This window comes from Acrocarpospora corrugata (assembly GCF_009687845.1).
In the GTDB taxonomy this organism is placed as follows: Bacteria; Actinomycetota; Actinomycetes; order Streptosporangiales; family Streptosporangiaceae; genus Acrocarpospora; species Acrocarpospora corrugata.
Genome location: NZ_BLAD01000036.1, coordinates 36,724 through 61,308 on the forward strand (window position 1 = coordinate 36,724; position 24,585 = coordinate 61,308).

The 24,585-nt window shown below is 69.5% G+C and carries 22 protein-coding genes; 7 read left to right on the forward strand and 15 right to left on the reverse strand.

The genetic code is table 11. The annotated features are described in order from the left end of the window. Positions 1-21 precede the first annotated feature (21 nt). The 4 genes from Acor_RS01975 to Acor_RS01990 are packed head-to-tail and all read left to right on the forward strand — an operon-like array spanning position 22 to position 2,512. Positions 22-921 (forward strand): DUF418 domain-containing protein, encoded by a 900-nt coding sequence (locus Acor_RS01975; protein ID WP_155334763.1) that lies wholly within the window; start codon positions 22-24, stop codon positions 919-921. Continuing rightward, complete coding sequence (locus Acor_RS01980; RefSeq protein WP_155334764.1) at positions 851-1,630, forward strand: carbon-nitrogen hydrolase family protein; 780 nt, start codon at positions 851-853, stop codon at positions 1,628-1,630. Before Acor_RS01975 ends, Acor_RS01980 begins: the two co-directional genes overlap by 71 nt. 10 nt (positions 1,631-1,640) lie before the next feature. After that, positions 1,641-2,099 carry a hypothetical protein gene (locus Acor_RS01985; protein ID WP_246238354.1) on the forward strand — a complete coding sequence of 153 codons (459 nt, stop codon included), beginning with the start codon at positions 1,641-1,643 and terminating at the stop codon, positions 2,097-2,099. Next, entirely contained in the window at positions 2,096-2,512 is a 417-nt protein-coding gene (locus Acor_RS01990) for a hypothetical protein (protein ID WP_155334765.1), read from the forward strand. Before Acor_RS01985 ends, Acor_RS01990 begins: the two co-directional genes overlap by 4 nt. A gap of 4 nt (positions 2,513-2,516) precedes the next feature. Here the strand turns inward: Acor_RS01990 and Acor_RS01995 are convergent, their stop codons facing one another. Then, positions 2,517-4,040: a carboxyl transferase domain-containing protein gene (locus Acor_RS01995; protein WP_246238355.1), complete on the reverse strand. Its 1,524-nt coding sequence runs from the start codon at positions 4,038-4,040 to the stop codon at positions 2,517-2,519. Then, positions 4,037-5,215, reverse strand: a complete 1,179-nt coding sequence (locus Acor_RS02000; protein WP_155334766.1) for a CaiB/BaiF CoA transferase family protein — start codon at positions 5,213-5,215, stop codon at positions 4,037-4,039. Before Acor_RS02000 ends, Acor_RS01995 begins: the two co-directional genes overlap by 4 nt. Positions 5,216-5,307: 92 nt before the next feature. Here Acor_RS02000 and Acor_RS02005 point away from each other — a divergent pair, with 92 nt between their 5' ends. Next, on the forward strand, positions 5,308-5,898 hold the full coding sequence (locus tag Acor_RS02005) for a uridine kinase family protein (RefSeq protein ID WP_155334767.1): 591 nt from the start codon (positions 5,308-5,310) through the stop codon (positions 5,896-5,898). On the opposite strand, the gene Acor_RS02010 is transcribed toward Acor_RS02005, so the two are convergent. The 7 genes from Acor_RS02010 to Acor_RS02040 all read right to left on the reverse strand — a co-directional run bounded on the left by Acor_RS02010 (position 5,893) and on the right by Acor_RS02040 (position 12,539). Further along, complete coding sequence (locus Acor_RS02010; protein ID WP_155334768.1) at positions 5,893-6,078, reverse strand: DUF397 domain-containing protein; 186 nt, start codon at positions 6,076-6,078, stop codon at positions 5,893-5,895. The genes Acor_RS02005 and Acor_RS02010 overlap by 6 nt on opposite strands. Beyond that, complete coding sequence (locus Acor_RS02015) at positions 6,075-6,917, reverse strand: SAM-dependent methyltransferase (RefSeq protein ID WP_246238356.1); 843 nt, start codon at positions 6,915-6,917, stop codon at positions 6,075-6,077. Before Acor_RS02015 ends, Acor_RS02010 begins: the two co-directional genes overlap by 4 nt. A gap of 32 nt (positions 6,918-6,949) precedes the next feature. Continuing rightward, positions 6,950-7,813, reverse strand: a complete 864-nt coding sequence (locus Acor_RS02020) for a helix-turn-helix domain-containing protein (protein WP_155334769.1) — start codon at positions 7,811-7,813, stop codon at positions 6,950-6,952. A 1-nt stretch (position 7,814) separates the two neighbouring features. Next, a complete protein-coding gene (locus tag Acor_RS02025; protein ID WP_155334770.1) occupies positions 7,815-8,006 on the reverse strand; it encodes a hypothetical protein in 192 nt (63 codons plus the stop codon). A 148-nt stretch (positions 8,007-8,154) separates the two neighbouring features. Further along, the gene (locus Acor_RS02030) at positions 8,155-9,972 is read right to left on the reverse strand and encodes a hydantoinase B/oxoprolinase family protein (protein WP_218034088.1); all 1,818 of its coding nucleotides are present in this window, start codon (positions 9,970-9,972) and stop codon (positions 8,155-8,157) included. Further along, on the reverse strand, positions 9,959-12,004 hold the full coding sequence (locus tag Acor_RS02035) for a hydantoinase/oxoprolinase family protein (RefSeq protein ID WP_155334772.1): 2,046 nt from the start codon (positions 12,002-12,004) through the stop codon (positions 9,959-9,961). Before Acor_RS02035 ends, Acor_RS02030 begins: the two co-directional genes overlap by 14 nt. A gap of 157 nt (positions 12,005-12,161) precedes the next feature. Further along, on the reverse strand, positions 12,162-12,539 hold the full coding sequence (locus Acor_RS02040) for a hypothetical protein (protein ID WP_246238357.1): 378 nt from the start codon (positions 12,537-12,539) through the stop codon (positions 12,162-12,164). A gap of 841 nt (positions 12,540-13,380) precedes the next feature. On the opposite strand from Acor_RS02040, the gene Acor_RS02045 reads away from it, so the two are divergent. Next, positions 13,381-16,254 (forward strand): ATP-binding protein, encoded by a 2,874-nt coding sequence (locus tag Acor_RS02045; RefSeq protein ID WP_170316758.1) that lies wholly within the window; start codon positions 13,381-13,383, stop codon positions 16,252-16,254. Between the two features lie 75 nt (positions 16,255-16,329). Beyond that, positions 16,330-18,270 (forward strand): vWA domain-containing protein, encoded by a 1,941-nt coding sequence (locus tag Acor_RS02050; RefSeq protein ID WP_155334774.1) that lies wholly within the window; start codon positions 16,330-16,332, stop codon positions 18,268-18,270. Here Acor_RS02050 and Acor_RS02055 read toward each other — a convergent pair whose 3' ends face one another. From Acor_RS02055 to Acor_RS02080, 6 genes are all read right to left on the reverse strand, one after another. Then, the gene (locus Acor_RS02055; protein WP_155334775.1) at positions 18,271-19,170 is read right to left on the reverse strand and encodes a hypothetical protein; all 900 of its coding nucleotides are present in this window, start codon (positions 19,168-19,170) and stop codon (positions 18,271-18,273) included. A gap of 59 nt (positions 19,171-19,229) precedes the next feature. Beyond that, complete coding sequence (locus Acor_RS02060) at positions 19,230-19,880, reverse strand: SRPBCC family protein (RefSeq protein ID WP_155334776.1); 651 nt, start codon at positions 19,878-19,880, stop codon at positions 19,230-19,232. A gap of 96 nt (positions 19,881-19,976) precedes the next feature. Beyond that, entirely contained in the window at positions 19,977-20,753 is a 777-nt protein-coding gene (locus tag Acor_RS02065; protein ID WP_218034089.1) for an XdhC family protein, read from the reverse strand. A gap of 28 nt (positions 20,754-20,781) precedes the next feature. After that, positions 20,782-23,151, reverse strand: a complete 2,370-nt coding sequence (locus Acor_RS02070; protein ID WP_155334777.1) for an aerobic carbon-monoxide dehydrogenase large subunit — start codon at positions 23,149-23,151, stop codon at positions 20,782-20,784. Then, positions 23,148-23,615: a (2Fe-2S)-binding protein gene (locus tag Acor_RS02075; protein ID WP_155334778.1), complete on the reverse strand. Its 468-nt coding sequence runs from the start codon at positions 23,613-23,615 to the stop codon at positions 23,148-23,150. The genes Acor_RS02070 and Acor_RS02075 overlap by 4 nt, the downstream gene beginning before the upstream one ends. Continuing rightward, positions 23,612-24,478 carry an FAD binding domain-containing protein gene (locus tag Acor_RS02080; protein WP_155334779.1) on the reverse strand — a complete coding sequence of 289 codons (867 nt, stop codon included), beginning with the start codon at positions 24,476-24,478 and terminating at the stop codon, positions 23,612-23,614. The genes Acor_RS02075 and Acor_RS02080 overlap by 4 nt, the downstream gene beginning before the upstream one ends. Positions 24,479-24,585 lie beyond the last annotated feature (107 nt).

Here is a 24,585-nt window from a genome sequence, read left to right on the forward strand (position 1 = left end):
ATCACAACTTACTCTGGTCGGATGGCCACCCGAATTCGTGAGCTTGACGCGCTCCGCGGTTTCGCGATCTGCGGGATCATGCTGGTCAACACCTGGCAGCATTCCCCCCGCCCGCCCGAACTCGACTGGGCGATGTCGAACATCGTGCAGGGCCGGTTCTATCCGATCTTCTCCTTCCTGTTCGGGATGAGCTTCGCGCTGTTCGTGCGGGCGCACCCGAACCGGCTGATCATGCTGCGGCGGCTCGCCGTGCTGGCGCTGTTCGGCGCGGCGCACTGGGTGTTCAATCCGGGCGAAGTGCTGGTGCCGTACGCCATCTTCGGGGCGATCGCCCTGGTTCCGGCGAGCTACCTGCCGCGGCTGGCGCAGCTGCCGCTGGGGATCGCGGTCACCCTGGTGTCGCTGGTCACCGGCGATCCGTGGACGCTCATCGCCGGGCTGTTCCTGCTCGGCCTGGCCGTGGTGGAGTTCGACGCGGTCCGGCCGAACGTGGTGTTCTTCCTGGTCTGCGCGGCCCTGGCGGCGCTGTTCGCCTGGGCGGACGTGAGCTACCTGGCGGCGTGCGTGTTCGGGGCGGCGGCCTACGCGAGCGCGTTCCTGCTGCTGCGTCCCCGGGTGTTCGAGCCGCTGGGCAAGATCGCGCTGACCGCGTACCTGTCCAGCACGGCCGTGATCCTGCTGGCGCGCCCGCAGACGGCGGCCGGCATCATCATCGTGACCGTGGCCACGCTGGCCGTGCAGTGGGTGTTCGCCTACTGGTGGCTGGCCCGGTTCCGGTATGGGCCGCTTGAGTGGATCTGGCGGTGCCTGACCTGGTGGGAACTGGTCCCGAACGGGCACACTCAGGCACGTGACCCGCGTAGCGCTCTGCCAGATCTCGATCGACCACGACCCCAAGACCAATCTGGAGTCTGTACGTGACGCCCTGGCGTCAGCCCCGGAAGCCGACCTGGCCGTCTTCCCCGAAGCCACGCTGACCCGGTTCGGCCGGGGCATCCTGGACCGGGCCGAGCCGCTGGACGGCCCGTTCGTGCACGGGCTCAGGGAAGCCGCCAGGGACGCCGGCACCGCGCTGATCGCGGGCACCTTCGAACCGGCCGGGGCGCGGGTGCGCAACACGGCGGTGGCAATCGACGCCAACGGCGAACTGGTCGCCGCCTACCGGAAGATCCACCTGTTCGACTCCTTCGGCGCCCGCGAATCCGACGTGGTGGAGCCCGGCGACGGCCCGGTGGTGGTGGAGCTCGGCGGCCTCCGGGTGGGGCTGATCACCTGCTACGACCTGCGCTTCCCCGAACTCGCGCGGGCCCTGGTGGACCGGGGCGCGGAGGCGTTCGCGGTGATCGCCGCGTGGGCGAACGGGCCGTTCAAGGAAGAGCACTGGGTGACGCTCAACCGGGCCCGCGCGATCGAGAACACGATGTGGACGATCGCGGTCGGGCAGCCCCCGCACGAGGACGGCTGGGGCGTCGGCCGGAGCCTGCTCATCGACCCGCTCGGCGTGACCGCGCACGATCTCGGGCCTGCCGCCGGCGTCCGGACCGGAAAGATCGACAAGGTACGGACGGAAAGTGTGCGTAAGACCCTTCCGTCCCTTGAACATCGCAGACTTGGGGTCACTGGATCGTAAACTAATCGTCATGAGCGAGCCTGGGAACAGCACGTGGATGCAGAAGGTGATCCCGCCGCGTCTGCTCGTGCCGTACCTGGCGGGCAAGCGGACGATCATCTCGGGGTATGTCTACCGGGTCCAGGACTGCGAACGGCTGACCTCCCCGCGCGCCATCGTGGACGCCCTCGACCTGACCTTCGAGGGCTCCGAGCTGACCTCCGCCGTGCCCGAGCTCTACCTCATGCGCTGGGTGGCCCGCGATATCGACACCTACGTCGTTCCGTACGGATCGCACATGGGTGGTGACTGGAACGATTCACCCCCATTCGCCGGGAACGGCTTCACCGCCTCACGGGAGCATGTCGTGCCGCAGTTCCACACGATGCCGATGCCGATCCCGGCGGGCGCCGAGATCGTGCACATCACCAAAGCCGGGGAACGGCCGTTCGCGGCCTTCGACGGCCTCTCCTGGCGGCCGGCGGCATGACCGACAACGACCTCGAACCGGCCGGTCTGGGCTTCGTCGCCCGGTACCGCGCGCAGACCTATCCCGCGGCCATCGGCCCAGGCGGGGACGACGTGGTGCTGTTCAGCGAGACGCCCGCGGAGGGCTTCGAGCGCGGGCGCGGCTACTGGCGGCTGGCGGTCAACGTCAAGGACCTGGAGCAGCTGACGCTGCTGCGCACGGTGGGCGCCTTCGGCGGCGAGCCCTGCCTGGTCCTGGACGAGGACGAGAGCGCGGAGAACGGCGGCCTGCACATCGCCTACACCGGGCACAGCGGCATCAAGGCGGAGGCCCTCGGCTACTGGCTGGTGGATCACGGCGCGTACGAGGTGGTCGTGCCCAGGGACGAGGTGCAGGCCATCCGGGTGGAGCGCATCTCCATCCCGTGCGGCTGAACCGCTACGGCGAGCCGAGGTTCCGGTAACGGGCGAGGCGGATCGCGAGCCGGTCAGCCGGGTCCTGCGCGAGCAGGCCGGTGATCTCGTACTCCAGCGTCCTGGCCACCCGTTCGCAGAACGCCTGCTGCTCGTAGGCGGCGTCGGGCGACTCGGGGATGATCCGGTCCACGATGCCGTCCCGCTTCAGATCCATCGCGCGCACGCCCTGGGCCTGGGCGATCTCCGGGGCGAAGTCGACCGTGCGGTAGAGGATCGCGGACGCGCCCTCCGGCGGCAGCGGGGAGAGCCAGGCGTGCTGGGCGCAGAGCACCCGGTCCGCCGGCAGCAGGGCCAGCGCGGCGCCGCCCGCGCCTTCGCCGAGCAGCAGGCAGACCGTGGGCGCGTCCAGCATGACCAGGTCGGCCAGGGATCGGGCGATCTCCCCGGCCAGGCCGCCCTCCTCGGCCGCCTTCGACAGCGCGGCCCCGGCGGTGTCGATCACCGTGACCAGCGGCAGGCCGAGTTCGGCGGCCAGGTGCATGCCCCGCCGCGCCACCCGCAGCCCCGCCGGGCCGAGCGGCCCGCCCGCCCGCTGGCTGCGCCGGTCCTGCCCGAGCACGACGGCGGGCGCGCTCCCGAATCTGGCCAGCGCCAGCAGCAGCCCCGGGTCGTTCTCCCCCGCGCCGGTGCCGTGCAGCGGCGTGACGTCCGTCGCGGCGCATCTGAGCAGGGTACGGACGCCCGGCCGGTCGTCCCGCCGGGAGCTCATGATCGCCTGCCAGGCCCCGACGTCGGCGCGCGATTCCTCCGGTTCCGGCAGGATCCCGTCGCGTTCGGACGGGCAGAGGACCGCCAGCGCGCGGATGGCGATCTCCCGGGCGTCGGCCGCCGACACGACCGCGTCGACCAGACCGTGGGCGAACAGGTTCTCCGCGACCTGTACGCCTTCGGGGAACGGATAGCCGTACAGCGACTCGAAGACCCGCGGCCCGAGGAAACCGATCATCGCGCCCGGTTCCGCGGCGGTGACGTGGCCGAGCGAACCCCAGGAGGCGAGCACGCCCCCCGTCGTGGGGTGCCGGAGATACACGACATAGGGCAGCCGCGCCGCCCGGTGCGCCGACACGGCGGTGGTGATCTTGACCATCTGGATGAACGCGAGCGCCCCCTCCTGCATCCGGGTGCCCCCGCTGGCCGGAGCCGCGAGCAGCGGCAGCCGTTCCGCGGTCGCCCGCTCGATCGCCCGGACCAGCCGATCCGCCGCCGCGACCCCGATCGAGCCGGCCAGGAAGGAGAACTCGCACGCCACCACCGCGACCCGCCGCCCGCCGAGCAGGCCGGCGCCGGTGATCACCGCCTCGTCGTAGCCGGTCTTGGCCCTCGCCCCGGCCAGCTCCTCCGCGTATTCGGAGCCCGGCGGCGCGGTGTCGGTCGGCGGCTCGTCCCAGGAGGTCCAGGTCCCGGGGTCGAGCACGGCGGCGATCAGCGCGCGGGCGTCGGGCCGCGCGACTCGCTGAGTCTCTTTGTCCGGATGCCGGTTGATCACGTAGGCGAACCTCCCGCGCCGGTCTCCTGGGCTTCCAGCCAGGTGAGAACGGTCGCGTTGTCCTGGCCGAGGGCGGGCGGCGGGGTGTGGTCCCGGGCGGGGTGGCCGTCGAAGCGGAGCGGCGGGCCGGGCAGCGTGATCGGGCCGAGGGCGGGGTGGTCGACTTCGACGAGCAGGCCCTGCGAGCGGACCTGGTCCCAGCCGTAGACCTCGTCGATGGTGCGGATGGCTCCGGCGGGAACGCCTAGGGCGGCGAGCGCGGACAGCCAGTGTGCGCGATCGTGTGCGGCCAGGGCCTTCTCCATATCGGAGATCAACTCATCCCGATGCGCAAATCTTTCCCTGTTGGTCGCATATTTCGGGATATTGGGTTCTATGTCTAGTAGCTGGGCGACCTTGCGCCACTGTCCGTCGTTCGCGGCGGCGATCTGGAGCATGCCGTCGGCGCAGTGGAAGGCGCCGTAGGGGGCGATCGAGGCGTGGTGGTTGCCGTTGGCGACCGGGAGTCTGCCGCCCACCGTCCAGGATGTGCCGTGGTAGGAGTGCACGCCGACGACGGAGGCCAGGAGTGAGGTGCGCACGACGGTGCCCCTGCCGGTGCGGCCGCGTTCGTGGAGTGCGGCCAGCACGCCGTACGCGCCGTGAATGCCGGCGAGCAGGTCGGCGATGGACGCGCCGACCCGGTACGGCTCGCCCGGCGTGCCCGTGAGCGACATCAGGCCGGCTTCGCCCTGGGCGATCTGGTCGTAGCCGGGCCGCCCGCCCTCGGGGCCGTCGTGGCCGAACCCGGTGATCGACAGCAGGATCAGGCGGGGGTTGAGCTCGCGCAGGCGGTCGTCCCCGAAGCCGAGCCGGGCGAGCACCCCGGTGCGGAAGTTCTCGATGAGCACGTCGCTGCGGCGCACCAGCCGCTCGACCAGGACCCGGCCCTCGTCGGTCTTCAGATCGACGGTGATCGACTGCTTGTTCCGGTTCGCCGCCAGAAAGTATGTCGAAATATCGCCTTCCGGGCCGACGAAGGGCGGGCCCCAGCCCCGGGACTCGTCCCCGTCCGGGTGCTCCACCTTGATCACGTGTGCGCCCAGGTCGCCGAGCATCTGGGCCGCGTGCGGTCCGGCCAGCGCGCGGGACAGGTCGAGCACGACGACGTCATCGAGAGGTCCCTGCACGGTCATCACTCCTGGAACACGTTCCGGTCTTTCCGGTCAGCCTGTCAGGCCGATCTGCCCCGGCCACCGGCAGGTCCCGGTGCTGGGACGATCAGGGTATGCCGACAGTCATGTCCTTCGCCGACCTGGCCGCCAGGATCCGCCCGCTGCCGCCGTCGTGCGGGCCGGTCCGGATGGTCGCGGTGGACGGTCCCGGCGGTTCCGGCAAGACCACCTTCGCCGGGCGGCTGTCCCGGGCGCTCGGCCGGGCCCAGGTCGTGCACAGTGACGACTTCCCGGTGCCGTGGGACGAGGAGCCTGGCGCCTGGTTCGCCCGGGTCGAGAGCCAGGTGCTCGCCCCGCTGCGCCGGGGCGAGCCTGGCCGGTTCCAGCGCTACGACTGGCCGGAGAACAACTACGCCGAGTGGATCGACGTGCCGCCCGCCCCCGTGCTGATCCTCGAAGGCGTCAGCACCGCCCGCCCCGGCTGCCCGGCCGCCTTCCGGGTCTGGGTGGAGACGCCCCGGGACCGCCGGTTGGCCAGGGGCCTGGAACGGGACGGCGCCGGCTACGCGCCGCAGTGGCACGCCTGGATGGCCGAGGAGGATCACTGGTTCGCCGGGAACCCCACCCGCGAGCGCTCCGACCTGCTGGTGAACGGGGATCCGGCCGCCGCCCACGACCCGGAGACCGAATTCGTGACCTTATGACGCCGGGTCGATCAGATCGTCGAACTCCCCGTCCTTCACGCCCAGGATGAAGGCGGTGATCTCGGCCGCGGTGAAGCACAGGACCGCGCCGTCCGGCTGCCCGGAGTTCCGCATCGCGAAGCCGTCGCCCAGTCCGGTCAGCTCGACCGCCGAGCCGTGGCTGGAGTGGATCCAGGTCATGGCTTGACCCCGACCGCGCCGAAGATGGGGACATCCGGGTCGAACCTGAGCACCAGGTCGTCCGGCCGCCAGTGCTTGAGGCGGACCAGGCCGGGCTCGACCATGGTCAGGCCCTCGAAGAACGCCGCCACCTCGGCCGCCGACCGCAGCACGGCCGGCGAGCTGGCCCTGGTGTACGCCCTGACGGCCCCCTCCAGGCGTTTCGTCCGCTCCACGTGGGAGATCACCAGACAGGAGCCGGGGGCCAATCGCGCCATCAGGGACTCCACCGCGCCGTACGGGTCCTCCGCGTCGGTGACGAAGTGCAGGACCGCGACCAGCAGCACGCCGACCGGGCGGGACAGGTCGAGCAATTCGCGCAGTTCGGGGTTGGACAGGACTTCCAGCGGTTCGCGGGCGTCGCCGGGGATTGCCACCGTCTGGGGGTCGCGGGCGAGCAACGCGCGGGCGTGCACGAGGACCACCGGATCGTTGTCCGCGTAGACGACCCGCGCCCGCGGGTTGGCGCGCTGCGCGACCTGGTGCACGTTGTCGCGGGTCGGCAGTCCTGCCCCGATGTCGACGAACTGGTCGAGGCCCTGCTCCCCGGCCAGGAAGCGGACCGCGCGGCCGAGGAACCGCCGGTTCGCCCAGGCGATGTCGCGAGTCTGCGGGACCTGCCGGATCACCTCTTCCGCGCACTCCCGGTCCGCCAGGGTGTTGTCTTTTCCGCCCAGGTAGTAGTCATACATGCGAGCCACGTTCGGGACCTTCACGTCGATCGTGACGGGTGGCTCGGGGCGTCGATGCCGGCGGAGGTCCGCGTCGGGCGGCTCCATCGGCAGTCCGTGAGAGGTCATGGCTTCACGCTAGGAAGCCTGATCAACGGCGTCTACGATGTTGCCGGATGTTGCACGAGAGCCTCGATCTGGCGGTCGATGAGGGCGACGGCCTGGTCGCCGTGGACGGCTGAGCGGGCCAGACTGTCGAAGACTTTGGCGTACATGGCGACTTCGCCGGGCTGGGTGACGCGGATGAACGCGGTGTAGGTCTCGGTTTCCGCGGCGGTGTCGTCCAGGATCCAGAAGTCGCAGAGCGGCGGGTAGTGCGGGGTGCCGAGCGGGATGACGCCGAGTTGCACGGTGCGCAGGCGGGCCACGTCGGCGAGGTGGCGGAGCTGCTCCAGCATGACGTCCGGCGGCGCCATCGCGGAGAGCAGGGCGGTCTCGCACAGGACGAGGTGGAACAGGGACTTCCCGGTCAGCAGGAGTTCGGTCCGCTCCATCCGGGCGTCCACCGCCGACTCCACTTCCTGCCCGATGCCGGACATTTCCGTGAATTCGGTGAATCGGACGGTGGCGTAGGCGCGGGTCTGGGCGGCTCCGGGGATGAGGAACGCGGAGAAACTGCGAATCGAGCGGGTCTGGGCTTCCCGGTCGCGGAGTTCCTGCTGGTAGGCGGAGGAACCGACTTTCTGCAGCCGCCGCAGCTCGACATAGAGCCTCTCGGTGTTGTCGCGCATCGCCAGCAGGTCGGTCAGCGAGGCCAGGGCGTGGCAGTGGAAACACCACAGGCGCAGGTCCTCCTCGCTCGGCATGATCCGGCCGTGCTCCAGCTTGGACACCTTGGTGAAGTGCCAGCCGGCCCGCCCGGCCAGGTCCCGCCCGGTCACCCGGGCCGCGGCCCTGATCTCCCGCAGCCGGGTGCCCAGCGCCTCCCTGGCCTGCTGTGCGGCACTCACATCGCTGTTGCTCACATCACGTCTCCTTGAGCAGAAACGTCATCAAGCCCTTCGGGACCCTGACGACGGTTTCCCCATCCGGTACGGATAGCGATGCTAGCTCCTGCGGGGTGAGCAGGTAGCCCTGGACCAGGTAATCGTCACCCTCTTCGTACAGGGTAGGGCTGCCCTGATTGCCACTCGGCCCGCCGATCAACCGGAACGCCACGCGAGAAGCTCCCCTCCACGATGTTGCACGTGTTGCACGATGATCAGGAATCGTGGAACAGACGTGGTGGAGCGTCAACTCGATGGATGACGGAACTCCCTCGTGAAGGGGCTGCTCTTACTTCCGGTGACGGAAATATCCCCCGGGGTCAGCGGAGGTCGACCTCCGCGTACGCCTGGCCGCCGGACAGCTTCGGATATCCAGGACCGCGGTCGAAGAAGGCCTCCGAGGGGGCGGGCATGCTCGCCCGGAGCTCCTCGGTGGCCGCCGTGTCGACGGTCAGGTCGGCGGTGAGGACTACGCCGTAGTCGTGCCGGGCGGCGTCCAGGGACACCTTTCCGGCCCGCACGTCGTCGGCGACGCGCTGTGGCTCCCGCTCGAAGGGGGAGCCCCAGCCGCCGCCTCCGGTGGTGCGAATGCGGACGATCTCCCCTTCCTTAACGGGGAAGTCGTCTACAAGGCCGTCCATCTCGACCCCGTTGACCGTGACCACGAACGGGCGGCCGGCCCGGCCGCCGTTGACGCCCCAGCAGCTGAGGATCGAGCGGTCCGCGATGGACATGAAGGAGGCGTCTCGCAGCATCCGGAGGTGTTTGTCGTAGCCGAGCCCGCCCCTGAACTTGCCCGGCCCGCCGCTGTCCACGGCCAGGCCGAGGCGTTCCACCCGGAACGGCCAGCGCGCCTCGGCGAATTCGACCGGGATGTTCCGGGAGTCGGGGACGACGTGGATGGTGTCCTCGCCGTCGGCGTACCAGCGTCCGCCGGAGCCGCCGCCGAGGACCTCCCGCATCAGGTAGTCATTGCCGTTCTGGTCATGTCCGTACACGCCGGTGTAGCGAATCGTCTCCTGGTCGGCGGGCATGCGCCCGCCGGTCGCCTTGGCCAGCACACCCGCCAGCACGCCCAGCAAGCGCAGGATCACGAACGTGCGCGCGTTCGTCGGCGCGGGAAAGATCGGCGTCAGCAGGGTGCCCTTCTCCGGGAACACCATCTTGATGAGCGGGACCACGCCCTCGTTGACGTCGAGTTCCGCCATGCGTTCCGGCGTCTCGGCCAGGTTGCGCAGGATCGGCGCCAGCCACTTCTTCAGGAACACCCCGTCGGCGTAGTCGCCCGCGTGGTTGATCGGGCCCTTCGCCTGCGGCGACGTGCCGGTGAAGTCGATGATCAGCGGTTCGGGCGCGGCGTGGTCGACGGTCAGCGTGATGCGCTGCGCGTGCAGCCGGGGCTCGTCCACGCCGTCGTGCTCGGCGTAGTCCTCCCAGACGTGCACGCCCTCCGGGATCTTCGCCAGCAGTTCGCGGCGGAACGTCTCGGTGGTCTTGGCGATGATCGCGTCGAAGCAGGCGTCGACGGCGTCCCGGCCGTACCGGTCGAAGAGCTCGCCGAGGCGGCGGGCGCCCATCAGGCAGGCCGAGCACTCCGCGTCCAGATCGCCGGCCAGCGAGTCGGGCATCCGCGAGTTGCGCGTCATGATGCGCAGCGCGGCGTCGTTGGGCACGCCCTGATCCCAGAGCCGGATCGGCGGGACCATCAGCCCTTCCTCGAACACGCTGCGCGCGCCCGACGGCATCGACCCAGGGCAGGCCCCGCCGATGTCGTCGTGATGCCCGAAAGCCTGCACGAACGCGACCACCTCACCGGCGTGGAACACCGGGACGGTCACGCACAGGTCCGGCAGATGCCCGATGCCGCCCTCGGACAGGTACACGTCGTTGTGGAAGAACACGTCCCCTGGACGCATCGTGCCGACCGGGAAATCCCGGACGATCGGCTGCACCAGCGCCGAATAGGACCGCCCGGTCAGTTTGCGCAGTTTCACGTCGTGGATGCCCGCGCGGAAGTCGTGCGCGTCCCGGATCATGGGCGACCTGGCGGTCCTGGCGATGGCGGTCTCGACCTCCATCTCGACCGAGGCCAGCGTGCCCTCCACGATCTCGATCAGAATCGGGTCAGCCGAGCTCACGCCGGACCTCCAGGTTGCCGTAGTCGTCCATGGTCGCCGTGAAACCGGGATGGATCGGGAGCGTCGAACCGTACTCCTCGATGACGGCGGGCCCGGTCACCATCGCGCCGGCGCCCAGCTCGTGCCGGCGGTAGATCACCGTGCGGGCCCAGCTCTCGTAGAAGACGTCCCGGGTGCAGACCGGGCTCGGCTCCTCCGGCTGGTACGGCTTGCGCGCCACCGTCGGCCGGGTGATCGGCCCGATGCCCGAGACGCGCAGGTTGACCCATTCCACGGCGTGCTGGGGGTCGTCGCGGTAGCCGTACCCGTAGAGCTTCTGGTGGGCCTCGTGGAAGCGCTCCAGGACCGCCTCCCGCCAGGCCGGCGTGAGCGGGCCGTCGGAGGCGGCCACCCGCACCTCGTAGGCCTGGCCGTAGTAGCGCAGGTCGACGCTGCGCGCGTACACGTGGTCGGCGAAGCCCTCCCGGTCCAGCGCCTCCGCGGCCTGCCCCTCCAGCTCGGCGAAGATCCCGGCCATCGCCTCCAGAACCGGATCCCTGGTCACGTGGGTACGGACATAGTCGTTCTTGACATCCACCGTGAGCAGCCCGAACGCGGACACGTTGCCCGGCTCGGGCGGGATGATCGCGGCCTTGAGGCCGAGCACGTCGATCAGGCGGCAGGCCAGCAGCGGCCCGGAACCGCCGAACGCGACCATCGGGAAGTCACGCACGTCGAGGCCGCGCTTGACGGTGATCTGGCGGATCGCGTTGGACTGGTTGAACGCGCTGATCTCCAGGATGCCGGTCGCGCAGCGCTCCGGGGTGAGGCCCAGCTTGGCCGCCAGACCCTCGATGCCCGCGCGGGCCGCTGCCGCGTCCAGCGGGATCTCCCCGCCGAGCAGATGCGGCGGAACCCGGCCGAGGAAGACGTGCGCGTCGGTGACGGTCACCTCGGTGCCGCCCTTGCCGTAACACATCGGCCCCGGGTCGGCTCCGGCGGATTTGGGGCCGACCTTCAGCGTGCCCTCCGGCGAGATCCAGGCGATCGACCCGCCGCCCGCGCCCACCGTCACTATGTCGATCATCGGGATCTTGCAGGGGTAGCGGCCGATGCTGCCCTCGGTGGTCTGCGACGGTTCCCCGTCCACGACCACGGCCACGTCGGTGGAGGTGCCGCCGCCGTCCAGGGTGATCACGGAGGGGTGCCCGGCCGTGCTCGCGATCAGGGCCGCCCCCAGGGCGCCCGCCGCGGGTCCCGACAGGACCGTGGTGATCGGCTGGTGCACCACCTCGGTCGCCGACAGCACGCCGCCGTTGCTCTTCATCACCGAGAACCCCCGCCCGAGGCGGTCGGAGAGGTTGTCGATGTATTTCCGCATGATCGGCTTCACGGCCGCGTCCACCAGGGTGGTCACCGAACGCTCGTACTCCCGGTATTCGCGCAGCACGTCGCTGGAGAGCGAGACGACCGCGCCGGGATGTTCCAGGGTCAGCACCTCCCGCATCCGCCGCTCGTGGTCCGGGTTCGCGTACGAGTGCAGGAAGCACACTCCGATCGCGGTCACCCCGTGCTCGCGGAACCAGCGCGCCGCCTCGGTCGCCGCGGCCTCGTCGAAGGGCCGCACCTCCGCGCCCAGATGGTCGAGCCGCCCGCCGACCGTCCGCACCCGGTGCACCGGCACGATCCTGGGCGGCTTCACCCAGAAGTAGGAGTTCCCGTATCCGTCCGGCACGCTCTGCCGGGCGATCTCCAGGATGAACTCGAACCCCTCGGTCGTGACGAACCCCAGGTGGGCGGTCCCGTCCGGCCGGTCCTCCAGCAACTGGTTGGTGGCCACCGTGGTGCCGTGCACGAGCGCGGACACCGCCTCAAGGCCGACCGTGTTCCCGTGTAACCCAAGAACCTTGTGCACCCCTGCCAGAAATCCGTCGGCGGGGTTGGCAGGAGTAGAGGGAGTCTTGGTCGTGACGATCTGGCCGGAAGCCTCATCCACCAGAACCACGTCGGTGAATGTGCCGCCGGTGTCGACCCCGATACGGACGCTGTGCATGCTCCAGTTTCTACCGACGACCTGCGAGGCGTGAAATCAGCGCTATATGCCGAAGAATCTGGAAATCGTCGTCAGAGCCTGCCTGCCGCCGTCCTCTAGCGCCCTACCAGGCCCGATACAGCTCACTTCGGGGGCCTCCCGCCGGTGCGGCCAGGGTTCATCCCCGGCCGGACCGCCGCGCCGGACCCATGATGTGGTCGATGTTCTGCGGGCCCACGTAGGCGGCCATCCGGGTGGCGCGGTCGTTGGCGCGGCGCAGCTCCGCCTCGGCCCTGTCCTTGCCGGACTGGCCCGCCTGCACGCCGAAGTACGCGCCGATGATCGTGCCGACCACGCCCGAGAGCCCGGCGAACAGCGTGCCGGCCTCTCCGGTCCGCAACACCGCCACGGCGAAGCCGACCAGGATCACGACCAGGCCGGTGAGCACGACGTAGAACCCGTAGCGCCAGCGGGCGGCATCCGACTGCGCCTCGGTCATGTCATCGGCGACCATCATCGCGTCCAAGTCGACGGGGGTCTCGCCTGGTGTGGCCACGGTTCCTCCTGGGGCTCTCGGCTACTTAGGGAGCAATCTCCCACGAAGGCCACATCCAGCCAACACCCAGGGCAAACTCCCTGCGACCGGGAGGGGTGCGCTCAACCGGAGAGCCCCCGTCCTTTACAGCCGGAGGCTCTCCTGAAGTTACGATTCTGAGCTATGGGCGGCCGCCATGTCAGAACATGAACATCCACACGGTCATGAGTACTTCGGCAACATATGACACCATTGTCATGCTATGCACCATGTGCTTTCGTGGTCATTTAGGACATGCGTTGCCACATGTCCCTTTTTGGTACGTTACGGCCGCGGCTATGCCCGATTTTAGTGGGGTCCATAACGAGCGAGAAGGGATAGTGGCCCACTAGTTGATCACGATTCTGTAGCCATGAGAACGACGCCGCGTAGGAGCAAACGCTCTCTGACCTGTGGATCGTTCCTGTGACGCCGGCGCCATCGCCATGACCGCGATCCTTACAGTTCACCGCGCGTAGCCCCGATTCCTGGATTTCGCTATGTAATGGTGCGAAACTCGCAGGTGGAAAGTCCTGTCCCCCACAAAGGGGTTCACGTGGAATTCCGGATACTCGGGCCGATCGAAATCTGGCATGGACAGACACGCCATAACCCCGGATATGCCAGGGCGCGTCATGTGCTGGCGGCGCTGGCGGTCACGCCAGGCGAACCGGTCCCGACCGAAACGCTTGTCAACCGGATATGGGACGGCAATCCGCCGAATAAAGCGCGGGACGATTTGTATATCAATGTCAACCGGCTCAGAAATCGGCTGCAGGATATCGGGGCCGACGCCCAGTTGGTCAGTCGCGCGGGGACGTACATGCTGGAGACGAATCCCTGGAACGTGGATTACTACCGCTCCGGGCAATTGCGCGCACAGGCTCGGGCCATTGCGGATAGCGGCGACATTCAGCAGGCCGTGCGGTTGTTGAACGAGGAGTCGGCGCTGTGGCGTGGGGAGCCGCTGGCGGGGCTGCCCGGGTCCTGGGCTGCACGTACCAGGAAGAACATGGAGGACGAACGGCTCAGGGGTGCGATCGACCGGGTGCAGTTCGAGCTGCATCTCGGGCGGCACGCGGACCTGGTGGTGGAGCTGTCGGATCTGGTCGACGGCAATCCGTACAACGAGAAGCTGGTCGAGCTGCTGATGACGGCGCTCTATCGGAGTGGGCGTCAGGTGGAGGCGCTGGAGGTCTATCGGCGGGTCCGGCAGCATCTGGTCAACGGCTTCGGCACCGAGGCCGGCCGGCAGTTGCAGGAGTTGCACGGGCGCATCCTGCAAGGTGACGCGTCGCTGTTTCTGCCGCCGGGGTCGGGCATCGGCACCGGGCGGCCGAAGAACAATCTGCCGCGTGACACCTCCACTTTCACCGGGCGCACCGGGGAACTCGCGCGGCTGCTGGACATGGCCACGCCGCACAAGACGGCGGTCACCGTGCTGGCCATCGACGGAATGGCCGGAGTGGGGAAATCCGCGTTGGCCGTGCATCTGGCCCATCAGCTCACCGGGCAGTATCCGGATGGGCAACTCCATCTGAAGCTCTACGGCCATGACCCCGAGAACGCTCCACGCGAACCGCTCGCGGCGCTGGATCTGCTCCTGCGGATCCTCGGCATACCGGCCGCCCGGATCCCGGAGGGCCTGGAGGAGCGCGCGACGCTGTGGCGGGCGGAACTGACTCGGCGTAAGGCGCTGGTCGTGCTGGACGGAGCGGCGGGGCACGAGCAGATCAGTCATCTCCTGCCGGGTGCGCCCGGGTGCCTGGTTCTGATCACCAGCAGGCGGCGGCTGACGGGGCTGGACGATGTCCAGTCGCTTTCGCTGGACGCGCTGCCGCCTGATGACGCCGCCAGCCTGTTCCGCCGGATCGTCGGCCACGGCCGCGCCCGCGAGGCGGATGCGGTCGCCACGCTCATGCGGCTGTGCGGTTACCTTCCGATGGCCATTCATCTGGTCGGGAACCGATTCCGGCACCGGTCTTCGTGGCAGGTCTCGGATCTGGTGGCGCGGCTCAGTGACAGCAATCGCCGGCTGGCCGAGATCCGGGGCGACAACCGGGAGATCAGCGCGGCTTTCGAGCTCTCCTACCAGGGGCTGGATCGTCCGCACCAGGAGGCTTTCCGGCTGTTCGGGCTACACGCGGGAGCGGAATTCGGCGTCGAGGGTTCGGCGGCCCTGCTGGAGGCGGATCGGCACACCACCGAACGGATCCTGGACGACCTGCTCGACCACCACCTCATCGCCGAACCCCGGCGCGGCAGATACCAGTTCCATGACCTCATCCGGGACTACGCGCGGCAGCTCTCCGCCGACCGGCCCGAGCTGGAGCGCCGCGCGGCCCGAGCCCGGCTGCTCGACTTCTATCTGCACACGGCGGACCGCGCGGATCGGCTGCTCCATCCGCAGCGGGCACGCCCACCGATCGAGATCAGCGACCCGCCGGGGGTTCTCCCCCGGCTGGAAACCGCCGAGGACGCCCGGAAGTGGTTCACCGAGGAGCTGCAGAATCTCATCCACCTCGCCGGGCACGCCGCCGACGAGCACTGGCCACGGCACGCGGCCCTGCTCCCGGGCGTGCTCAGCGAGTTCCTGGACGCCTCCGGCCACTGGATGGACGCCGCGACACTCCACAAGCGGGCGATCAACGCATGGGACGAGCTCGGCGACGAGGCCGGTGCGGCCCGCGCCCGCGGGGACCTGGCCCGCGTGCTGTGGCGGACCGGCGATCTGGATGACGCCCTGGCGCAGGCCACTCAGGCGCTGGCCGTCCAGCGCTCGCTCGACGACCAGCAGGCCATGGCCGACCTGCTCGATCTGATCAGCATGATCCACATCTACCTCTCCGAGTTCACCATCTCCCAGGAGTACGGTCTGCTCGCACTCCAAACCCGGCGCACGGTGGGCGACCGGCACGGCGAGGCGGAGAGCCTCAGCCATCTCGGCATCGCCTGGTGGCATCTGGGCGACTATCCGGCGGCCGGCGAACGGATGCGGGAAGCCCTGGCCGTGTTCCAGGAGATAGGCGACCTACTCGGCCAGCAGAAAGCGCTGAACAACATCGGTGACGTCGAACTCCGGCTGGGCGATCCCGCCGTCGCGCTCCAGTACTTCGAGCAGGCCATGGCCATCGGCCCGGAAATGGGCCCGCAGCATCAGGCGATCTGGTTCAACAATGTCGCCAATGTGCGGCAGCGGCTGGATGACCTCACCGGGGCGAACCAGTACTACCGCAATGCCGTGAAGCTCTACCAGGAGATCGGCGACCGGCGCGGCGAAGCCGACGCGCTCACCAATATCGGCAGCTGTTACGCGCGGATGGGCCGGGACGGGGAGGCGTTCATTCACTACCAGAAGGCCCGCAATATCGCCGTCGAGATCTCAGAAAGGCATATAGAGGCGCAGGCGCTCCGGCATATCGGCGACGTCCACCAGGCCGCCGGGCGGCATGACCACGCCCTGGGGAATTACGCCCGCGCGCTCGAACTGGCCGGCGCCATCGGCGACCTGTACGAGCAGGCCAAGGCCCTCGACCAGATGGGCCTGTCACTGCTCGGAACCAACCTCGTCCGGGCGGAGAAATGCTGGCGGCAGGCCCTCGCCCTGTACGCCAGGCTGGGCGTCCCGGAAGCCGACGATATCCGCGCCAGACTCGACACGGTGCAGGCCCCTGACCGTACGGACTCGACGGCCTGAAATCGGCCGCACCGCAGGACATAATGCACTCAGGGTGGATATTCTGCGGCGGCGAGATCAGGGGAGATCAAAGGCGTGGATTCGAACGTTCTCGGCCAGCTGATCGGCGCGGGAGCCGCGGTCCTCGTCGCGTTGATCGGCCTGATCGGCGTCATCCTGAATATCGTGCTCCCGCGCCGCCTGGACAACGACCGCGCGGCGCGCCCCCGGCGGAGCCGAATCTGGTCGCCCAGGACCTGGAAACGCCGCACCGCGATCATCTGGGTGCTGGTCCTGACGACGGCGCTGGGCGCGACGGGCGGCCTTTCTTTAGTGAACACGCTCACCAGACTCTGCCAGGAGCCCATCCAGCTCCGGCTGCTGGTGAGTATCGAGAAGGACCGGCTGCTCGGGGAACTGGCCGACAGGTACAACCGTGCCGAACGCCAGTGCGCCGACGTCTCGGTGGCCGACAAATCATCGGGGGCGGCCCTGAAGGCGCTCATCGACGGCGACTGGTCGGCTGGTGACGGCCGGCGTCCCGACGTCTGGCTGCCCAGCGCGTCCCTGTGGCCCGACCTGCTCAGAAACAATCCGAAGGCGAAGGACAGGCCGGCCGGCGAGTGGCCGTCCATCGCGCACAGCCCGCTGGTCATCGCGGTGCCGGCGAAGGTGGCTGCGGTGCTGGGCTGGAATTCGCGGGAGATCGGCTGGCACGAACTCCTGGAGTTCGCCAGGAATCCGGTGGCCTGGGACGAGTACCGGCAGGGCCGCGCCGACCTGCCCAGGAACTTCGTCCTGGCGAAGGAGAATCCGATCAACTCGACGTCGGCCTTCGCCGCGACGGTCTCCTCGTATCTGGCGATGGCCGCCAAGCACAACGGCGCGAGCGCCGAACTCACCGTCGCGGACGTGCGCGACCGCCGGATCAGCAACGACGTACGCAACGTGGAGTCGTCTCTCCAGTATCTGACCGACAGCGTCATGGACCTGCTGAAGAATTTCGGCGACGAGGACGCGCTGAACCGCGCCTCCTCGTATCTGAGCGGGCTGGTCATCCAGGAGGAGCTGGTCTACCTCTACAACAGCGGCGACCCGGAGATCTTCGAGCGTTCGGCGGGCCCCGGCCGGGCCGAACCGCTGCGCGTGTTCTATCCGAACGACGGCACGATCATGATGGATCACCCGCACGTGATGCTCCCTGGCCTGGACCCGGCCAAACGGGAGGTGGCCGAGGACTTCCTCGAATTCCTGCTGGCGCCCGAGCAGCAGCGGAGTTCCCACGAGAAAGGCTTCCGCGACCACGAAGGCGGCATGTCCGACGAGAAAGTGGCCGCGCTGGCGGGATTGCCGGCCAAACGCCCGAGCGCCTTTCTCCCGGTGCCCGCCGCGGCCACCCTGCAGGCCATCTACGACCAGGCGGACAGCCTGCGCCGGCGGGTCGACGCGTATGTGATCGTGGACCGTTCGGGTTCGATGGGCGAGTCCGAGGGCCGGTTCCAGAGCGGGCTGGAAATCGTCAAGGATCTGCTGCGCGACAAGATGCCGGACCAGCTCGGCGACGAGGACCGGCTCTCGGTCGCCTCGTTCGCCGACAGTTATCACCTGGACGTCCCGGCGACCTCAGGCCGGCAGCTCAAGAACGACCAGGACTGGTTCAACCGCCGGATCGAGAACATCACCGCGGGCGGCACCACCGGCCTGTACGCCGCGGTGCTGACCACGACCAGGAAACTGACCAGGGAATCGAGCAGGTCAGACGATCGGGTGCCGGCGATAATCCTGCTGTCCGACGGCTATGACACCCAGAAGAAGCTCAGCCTGAAGAAGTTCCTGGAGCAGCTGAAGGCCGAGGGCCGGGAGACGGCCGTCCCCCGGATCTACACGATCGCCTTCGGCGTCATCGACGAGAACCGGGACCGGGCCGCGAACGCCCTCCAGGAGATCAGCGACGCCACCCGGGGCGTCGCGTTCAACTCCAAGAAGGACCCGGTGGATCTGGATCACGTCTTCGACGAGATCCTCGGCCATCTGTGATCAGCCCATCAGGTAGGCGATCCGGCGGGCCAGCTGGTCGGTCTCGGCGTCGATGAGGGCGGAGGCGGCGCGCCACCAGGCGAACCATTCGGCGCTGCGCCACATCCAGTCGACCCGCTCGACGGCGGCGATCACGTCGCCCCGGTTCTCCCACGCGGGCCCGGCCAGGGTGTCGGTCGCGCCGTGCCGGATCGCCCAGTCGCGCAGCAGGGTGGCGGCGGCCGGGTCGACGGGGTCGCCGTAGGGGTCGCCCGGTTCGTCGGGGAGCGGATGCGGGCCGAGGCCGGCGGCCACGCCCCAGCTCCACTGGGCTTCGGCGGGCCGGGAGTAGCGCAGCGAGGAGAAGTCCAGGTTGGAGCCGAGCGCGTCGTCGTCCTTGCGGGCCACGACGACGGCGTCCAGGCGTCCTCCGGCGTCGAACGCGACGACCAGCCGGGTTCCGGCGCGTACGCCTTCGGGCAGGGCGACCCGGTCTTCTGCCTGCCAGGAGTTGAGGTCGGCGGAGCCCACCGGCGGTCCCCAGATGGCGTCGGCGACGTCGTCCGAGATCCACGCGGCCAGCATCTCCAGGACGGTCAGATCCGTCCAGGGATCCAGCGAGGCCGCTTTGACCAGCACCTCCTCCGGCGGTGGCAGCGTTCCGCCCCGGCTGACCGTCCACCAGCCCGCGCCCAGCTCGCCCGTACCGACGAAGAGGGCCGCGATGGCGGCGAGTTCGGCCGAGCGGCGGGTGAGCGGAGCGCCGCGGGCCAGTTCGGCGGCGCGCCGGGTGCGTTCCCGGCCGAGCACAGAGTGCGCCTCCTTGAGCAAGGTCCCCGCTGTGGGTCGTTCCTCGCCCAGGAGGTCGAGTATCAGTCGCTTGGCCTCGGATCGTGCGTCCTCCGCGTGAGCCTCCCGCATAGGGCCAAACCTACGCCCAATGATCGCCCTCTGCGATAGGGGTCCAGCGAGATGTCCCGCTATCGCCGGCCCGAGCGGCCGAGCAGCCAGCCGATGACCGCGCTGCCCAGCGCGATGCCCGCGCCCATGCCGAACGCGGTGATGACCGCCCACGGCGGAGCACCCTGCTTGGCGGTTGTTTGCGCAGTTCGGGTGAAAACTTGACCGGCCTCGGGCTGAAGCACCTCATGCGGAATTATGCCGTTCAACGCGGCCGCGGGCACCACGGCGGGACCGGACAGGAGGTGCTCCTCGACGGCGGAGAAGAACTCACCCGCCGTCTTGCGGGCGACCGAGCCGAGCATGCGCTGCCCCACCCCGCCGATCATGCCGCCGACCACGGCCTCGGCGTCGTAGTCGATCCGGGTGCCGCCCTCCACCTCGCTGAGCCGCACCGTGACCGTGGCGTCCACCGTCCCCGGCGCGCCTTGGCCGCGCGCCCGCAGCACGAAGCTCTCCGGCTCGTCGGGCTCGGCCAGGGCGACCTCGCCCTGGTAGACGCCCTTGATCGAGGCCACGCCCGCGCTGACCGTCATCCGGTAGGTGTCGACGCCGATGGCCTCCAGCCGTTCACAGCCCGGAATGGTCCGGACGAGCACGCCGGGATCCTGCAGGGCGGACCACACTTTCGCACGTTCCACCCCGAGCAGAGCGCTGCCGATGACCTTCATGGCTCCCACCTCCGATGCCGAGCACACTAGAGAATCTAGAGGAGCGAGGATAACGGCAAGATCTGCCCCCTCCCGGCGGGGTGCGCTTGCAGATCTTCACATCCGGGCGGCGAGGATCTCCGCGTACACGGTGAGCGCGATCTCGGCGGGGGTTCTGGCGCCCAGGTCGAGCCCGGCGGGGCTGTGTACCCGGCCGGAGCCGGGGATCCCGGCCAGCACGGCCGCGCCGCGCCTGCGGCTGGCCACCAGGCCGATGTAGGGGACGCCGGCGTCGACGGCGCGGGTCAGCAGCGGGACCTCGCCGACGCCGTGCGAGGCCACCACGACGGCGGAGGTGTCGGGCGCGAGGGTCGCCAGGGGGTCGTCGGTCAGTTCGGTCGCGTAACCCATGGCGGTGCCGATCGCGTCGAGCGCCCGCGCGATCGGGCCCTGGCCGTACACCAGGACCAGCATGGGCGGGATCACCGCTTCAAGAAAGATCTCCAGAGTCCCGCCGGACAGGCAGGGCTGCCCGACGGCGACCAGCCCCTCCTCCTCGTACGGCTCGGCCGCCTCCGGCGTGATCCGCAGCAGCGTGGAACTGCCGTCGGCGAGCAGCCGCAGGCCCTGGGTGCGGACCGCCGCGAGCGCGCAGTGCCCGCCGACGAAACCCTCGATGGTCCCGTCGGCCAGCACCAGCGCCCGGTCCCCCGCCTTGGCGCTGGTCGGCCGGGCGGCCCGGACGACCGTCGCCAGCACGTACGGCTGCCGCCGCGCGCGCAACGCGTTCGCCCGCTGCCCGAGCCCGCCCGGCGCCTCCCGCGGCGGCGGAACCGGCGCGCGGTGGAGCTCCGGCATGCCGAGAAACTCCGGGTGGACCGCGGATTCGTGCATCGGATCTCCTCTTCCCCCGATCTGCCGGTCAGGTGATAGCCAGGTCGGTTCTGATGGGGTTGCCCTGGATCGCGCGCCAGACGGCGGCGGGCGTGAGGGGCATGTCGGCGTGCCGTACGCCATAGGGCCGCAGGGCGTCCAGGACGGCGTTGACCACGGCGGGGGGCGAACCCACGGTGGCCGACTCGCCGACGCCCTTCGCGCCGATGGGGTGGTGCGGGGAGGGAGTGACGGTTTCGCCCAGTTCCCAGGAGGGGCATTCCATCGCGGTCGGGAGCAGGTAGTCCATGAAGGACGCGCCGAGGTGGTTGCCGTCCTCGTCGAAGGCCATCAGTTGCATGAGGGCCATGCCGACGCCGTCCGCGAGGCCGCCGTGCACCTGCCCTTCGACGATCATCGGGTTGATCCGGACGCCGCAGTCGTCGACGGCGATGAAGCGGCGGACCTTGACCTGGCCGGTGCCGGGGTCGACGTCGACCACGCAGATGTACGCGCCGAACGGATAGGTCAGGTTGGGCGGGTTGTAGACGCAGGTGGCGTCCAGATGCCCCTCGACGCCGTCCGGGAGTTCCAGGTTGGAGTGGGCGGCGAGGGCGATCTCCTGGATGGTCTTGCCCACGCCGGTCCCGGAGACGGTCCAGGAGCCGCCGGACTCGCTGACCGTCCATTCGAGGTCCTCGGGGGAGGCTTCCAGCATGGCGGAGGCCACCTGGCGGGCGCGTTCCCTGACTTTGCGGGACACCATCGCGGCGGCGGCTCCGGAGACGGGGGTGGAGCGGGAGCCGTACGTGCCGAGGCCGAAGGGGGTCTGGTCGGTGTCGCCGTGCACGACGTCGACGTCGTCGGGGGAGATGCCCAGTTCGGCGGCGACGATCTGGGCGAAGGTGGTCTCGTGGCCCTGGCCCTGGGATTGGCAGGAGACGCGGAGGACGGCCTTGCCGGTGGGGTGGACGCGGAGTTCGGCGCCGTCGGCCATGCCCAGGCCGAGGATGTCCATGTGTTTGCGGGGGCCGGCGCCGACGGCTTCGGTGAAGAAGCTGAGGCCGATGCCCATGAGTTCGCCGCGTTCGCGTTTCTCCGCCTGTTCGCGGCGGAGCGCGTCGTAGCCGGCCATGTCCATCGCCAGTTGCAAGGTCTTCTGGTAGTCGCCGGAGTCGTACTCCCAGCCGGTCGGGGAGGTGTAGGGGAACTGCTCGGAGCGGAGCAGGTTCTTCATGCGGAGTTCGGCGGCGTCCACGCCGAGTTCCAGGGCGAGCACGTCGATCATGCGTTCGACCAGGTAGACGGCTTCGGTGATGCGGAAGGAGCAGGCGTAGGCGACGCCGCCCGGGGCTTTGTTGGTGTAGACACCGGTGACTTCGCAGTGGGCCGCTTGCAGGTCGTACGAACCGGTGAAGACACCGAAGAATCCGGCCGGGAACTTGGTCGGCTGGGCGGTGCCGTTGAACGCCCCGTGGTCGGCGAGGACCTTGACGCGGATGGCCTGGATCTTGCCGTCCCGGGTCGCGGCGACCTCGCCGCGCATGTGGTAGTCCCGGGCGAAAGACGTGCTCATCAGGTTCTCGGAACGGTCTTCCATCCACTTGACCGGTTTTCCGGTGACGATCGACCCGACAATCGCACAGACATATCCCGGATAAATCCCGACCTTGTTGCCGAAGCCGCCGCCGATGTCGGGGGAGATCACCCGGATCTTGTGTTCGGGGAGTCCGGCGACCAGGGCGTAGAGGGTGCGGTGGGCGTGCGGGGCCTGCGTCGGGCACCACACGGTCAGCTTGCCGGTGACCTTGTCGAAGTCGGCCACCGCGCCGCACGTCTCCAGCGGCGCGGGGTGCACGCGCGGGTAGAGCATGTCCTGCGCGACCGTCACCTCGGCACGCTCGAACAGCGCGTCGGTGGCGGCCCTGTCCCCGGCCTCCCAGTCGAAGATCTTGTTGTCGGCGCGGCCCTCGTGGTCGTCCCGGATGAGCGGGGCGTCCTCGTCCAGCGACTTCTTGGCGTCGATGACGGAGTCCAGGGCCTCGTACTCGACGTCGATCAGTTCGAGCGCGTCCCGGGCCGAGTAGCGGTCCTCGGCGACGACGAAGGCGACCTCCTGGCCCTGGAACCTGACCTTGTCGGTGGCCAGCACGGCCTGGGTGTCGGCGGACAGGGTCGGCATCCAGGCCAGGTTCAGCCCGGCCAGCGTCTCCCCCGTGATGACCGCCCGCACCTTCGGATGGGCCAGCGCCGCCGAGGTGTCCACGGACACGATCCGGGCGTGCGCGTGCGGGCTGCGCAGGATCGCGCCGTGCAGCATGCCGGGCAGGTTCACGTCGTCGACGTAGTTGCCCCGGCCCCGGATGAAGCGGGCGTCCTCTTTGCGGTGCATGCGGCCGAATCCCATCGGAGTGCTCATACCGACGCCTCCTTCTCCGCGGCCCAGCGGACCGAGCGGACGATGTTCTCGTAGCCGGTGCATCGGCAGAGCTGCCCCGAGATGGCCTCGCGGATCTCGCCCTCATCAGGGTCCGGGTTGCGGTCGAGCAGCCAGCGGGCGGTCATCAGCATGCCGGGCGTGCAGAAGCCGCACTGCAGGCCGTGGCACTGGACGAAGCCCTCCTGGACGGGGTCGAGTTCGCCGTCCTTCTCCAGGCCCTCGACGGTGGTCACCTCGTGGCCGTCGGCCATGACCGTAAGGACTGTGCACGACTTGACCGGCACCCCGTCCAGCTGGACCACGCAGACGCCGCAGTTGGAGGTGTCGCACCCCCAGTGCGTCCCGGTCAGCCTGAGCTCGTCCCTCAGAAAGTGCACCAGCAGCAGCCGGGGCTCCACATCACGCACGAAGTTCTCGCCGTTCACGGTGACGCTGACCCTCATGACCCGCTCCTCTCAGCGGCGCGGCTGAGCGCGCGGTAGGTGAGTTCTCCGGCGAGATGCCGCTTGTAGTCGACCGGTCCGCGCTGGTCGGCCTGCGGCGCGCAGCCGTCGGCCGCGATCCGCGCCCCCTCCCGCAGCACGGCCTCCCCGGCCGTCTTCCCGATCAGGTACGCCTCCGCGAACGGCGCCGCGAAATGCTCCGCCCCCACCGCCGTCAGCCCCAGCCCGACCTCGGCGATCACCCCGCCGTCCAGCCGCAGGTACGCCCCCGCCGCCGCGACCGGCCAGTCCCCCACCCGCCGCTCGACCTTCTCGTACGCGCTGCCCGCCCCCGGCCGGATCCGCACCCGGAGCTCGATGAGCATCTCCCCCGGCCCGACCACCGTCTCGTACGGCCCGACATGAAACTCCCGGATCGGCACGGTACGCCTCCCGCCGGGCCCGGCGATCACCGCCTCCGCCCGGACCGCCGCGAACGCGGCCGACAGATCCTCGGACGGGTCCGCCTGGCAGAGCGACCCGCCCACGGTCCCCCGATTCCGGACCACCGGATCCGCGATCACCCGCTCCGCTTCATGAAAAATCGGGAAATATGCGCCGACGGCCTCGTCGGCGAGCAGGGCCGCGTGCCGGACCAGGGCGCCGATGACGAGCGTGTCCCCCGTCACCTTCAGATGGGACAGCTCGGCCAGCCCGTTGATGTCGATCAGCGCGTCCGGCTGGGCCAGCCGGAGCTTCATCATCGGGATCAGGCTGTGGCCCCCGGCGACCAGCCGGGCCTCTGGGCCGTACCGTTCGAGCAGTTCGAGAGCGTGCTCCACGCTCTCGGCCCGCTCGAACTCGAAGCTGGCCGGAACCTGCATGTCGACCTCCTCGCGCGTGACCCCCGCCCGTGCGACGGCGCGCGGAACGGCAGGCCCTTGCCACTCTGTCCCGATGCGGCATCCGGCCACAATCGGGAAATAAGGGG

Coding starts and splice junctions, on each gene's coding strand:
- Acor_RS02060 (WP_155334776.1), bottom strand. CDS start 19,880: ATGAAGGTCATCGGCAGCGCTCTGCTCGGGGTGGAACGTGCGAAAGTG.
- Acor_RS02005 (WP_155334767.1), top strand. CDS start 5,308: ATGCCGACAGTCATGTCCTTCGCCGACCTGGCCGCCAGGATCCGCCCG.
- Acor_RS01975 (WP_155334763.1), top strand. CDS start 22: ATGGCCACCCGAATTCGTGAGCTTGACGCGCTCCGCGGTTTCGCGATC.
- Acor_RS02000 (WP_155334766.1), bottom strand. CDS start 5,215: ATGACCGTGCAGGGACCTCTCGATGACGTCGTCGTGCTCGACCTGTCC.
- Acor_RS02075 (WP_155334778.1), bottom strand. CDS start 23,615: ATGAGGGTCAGCGTCACCGTGAACGGCGAGAACTTCGTGCGTGATGTG.
- Acor_RS02080 (WP_155334779.1), bottom strand. CDS start 24,478: ATGCAGGTTCCGGCCAGCTTCGAGTTCGAGCGGGCCGAGAGCGTGGAG.
- Acor_RS02045 (WP_170316758.1), top strand. CDS start 13,381: ATGCTGGAGACGAATCCCTGGAACGTGGATTACTACCGCTCCGGGCAA.
- Acor_RS02055 (WP_155334775.1), bottom strand. CDS start 19,170: ATGCGGGAGGCTCACGCGGAGGACGCACGATCCGAGGCCAAGCGACTG.
- Acor_RS02010 (WP_155334768.1), bottom strand. CDS start 6,078: ATGACCTGGATCCACTCCAGCCACGGCTCGGCGGTCGAGCTGACCGGA.
- Acor_RS02070 (WP_155334777.1), bottom strand. CDS start 23,151: ATGAGCACTCCGATGGGATTCGGCCGCATGCACCGCAAAGAGGACGCC.
- Acor_RS02035 (WP_155334772.1), bottom strand. CDS start 12,004: ATGCACAGCGTCCGTATCGGGGTCGACACCGGCGGCACATTCACCGAC.
- Acor_RS02015 (WP_246238356.1), bottom strand. CDS start 6,917: ATGACCTCTCACGGACTGCCGATGGAGCCGCCCGACGCGGACCTCCGC.
- Acor_RS02065 (WP_218034089.1), bottom strand. CDS start 20,753: ATGCACGAATCCGCGGTCCACCCGGAGTTTCTCGGCATGCCGGAGCTC.
- Acor_RS01990 (WP_155334765.1), top strand. CDS start 2,096: ATGACCGACAACGACCTCGAACCGGCCGGTCTGGGCTTCGTCGCCCGG.
- Acor_RS01985 (WP_246238354.1), top strand. CDS start 1,641: ATGAGCGAGCCTGGGAACAGCACGTGGATGCAGAAGGTGATCCCGCCG.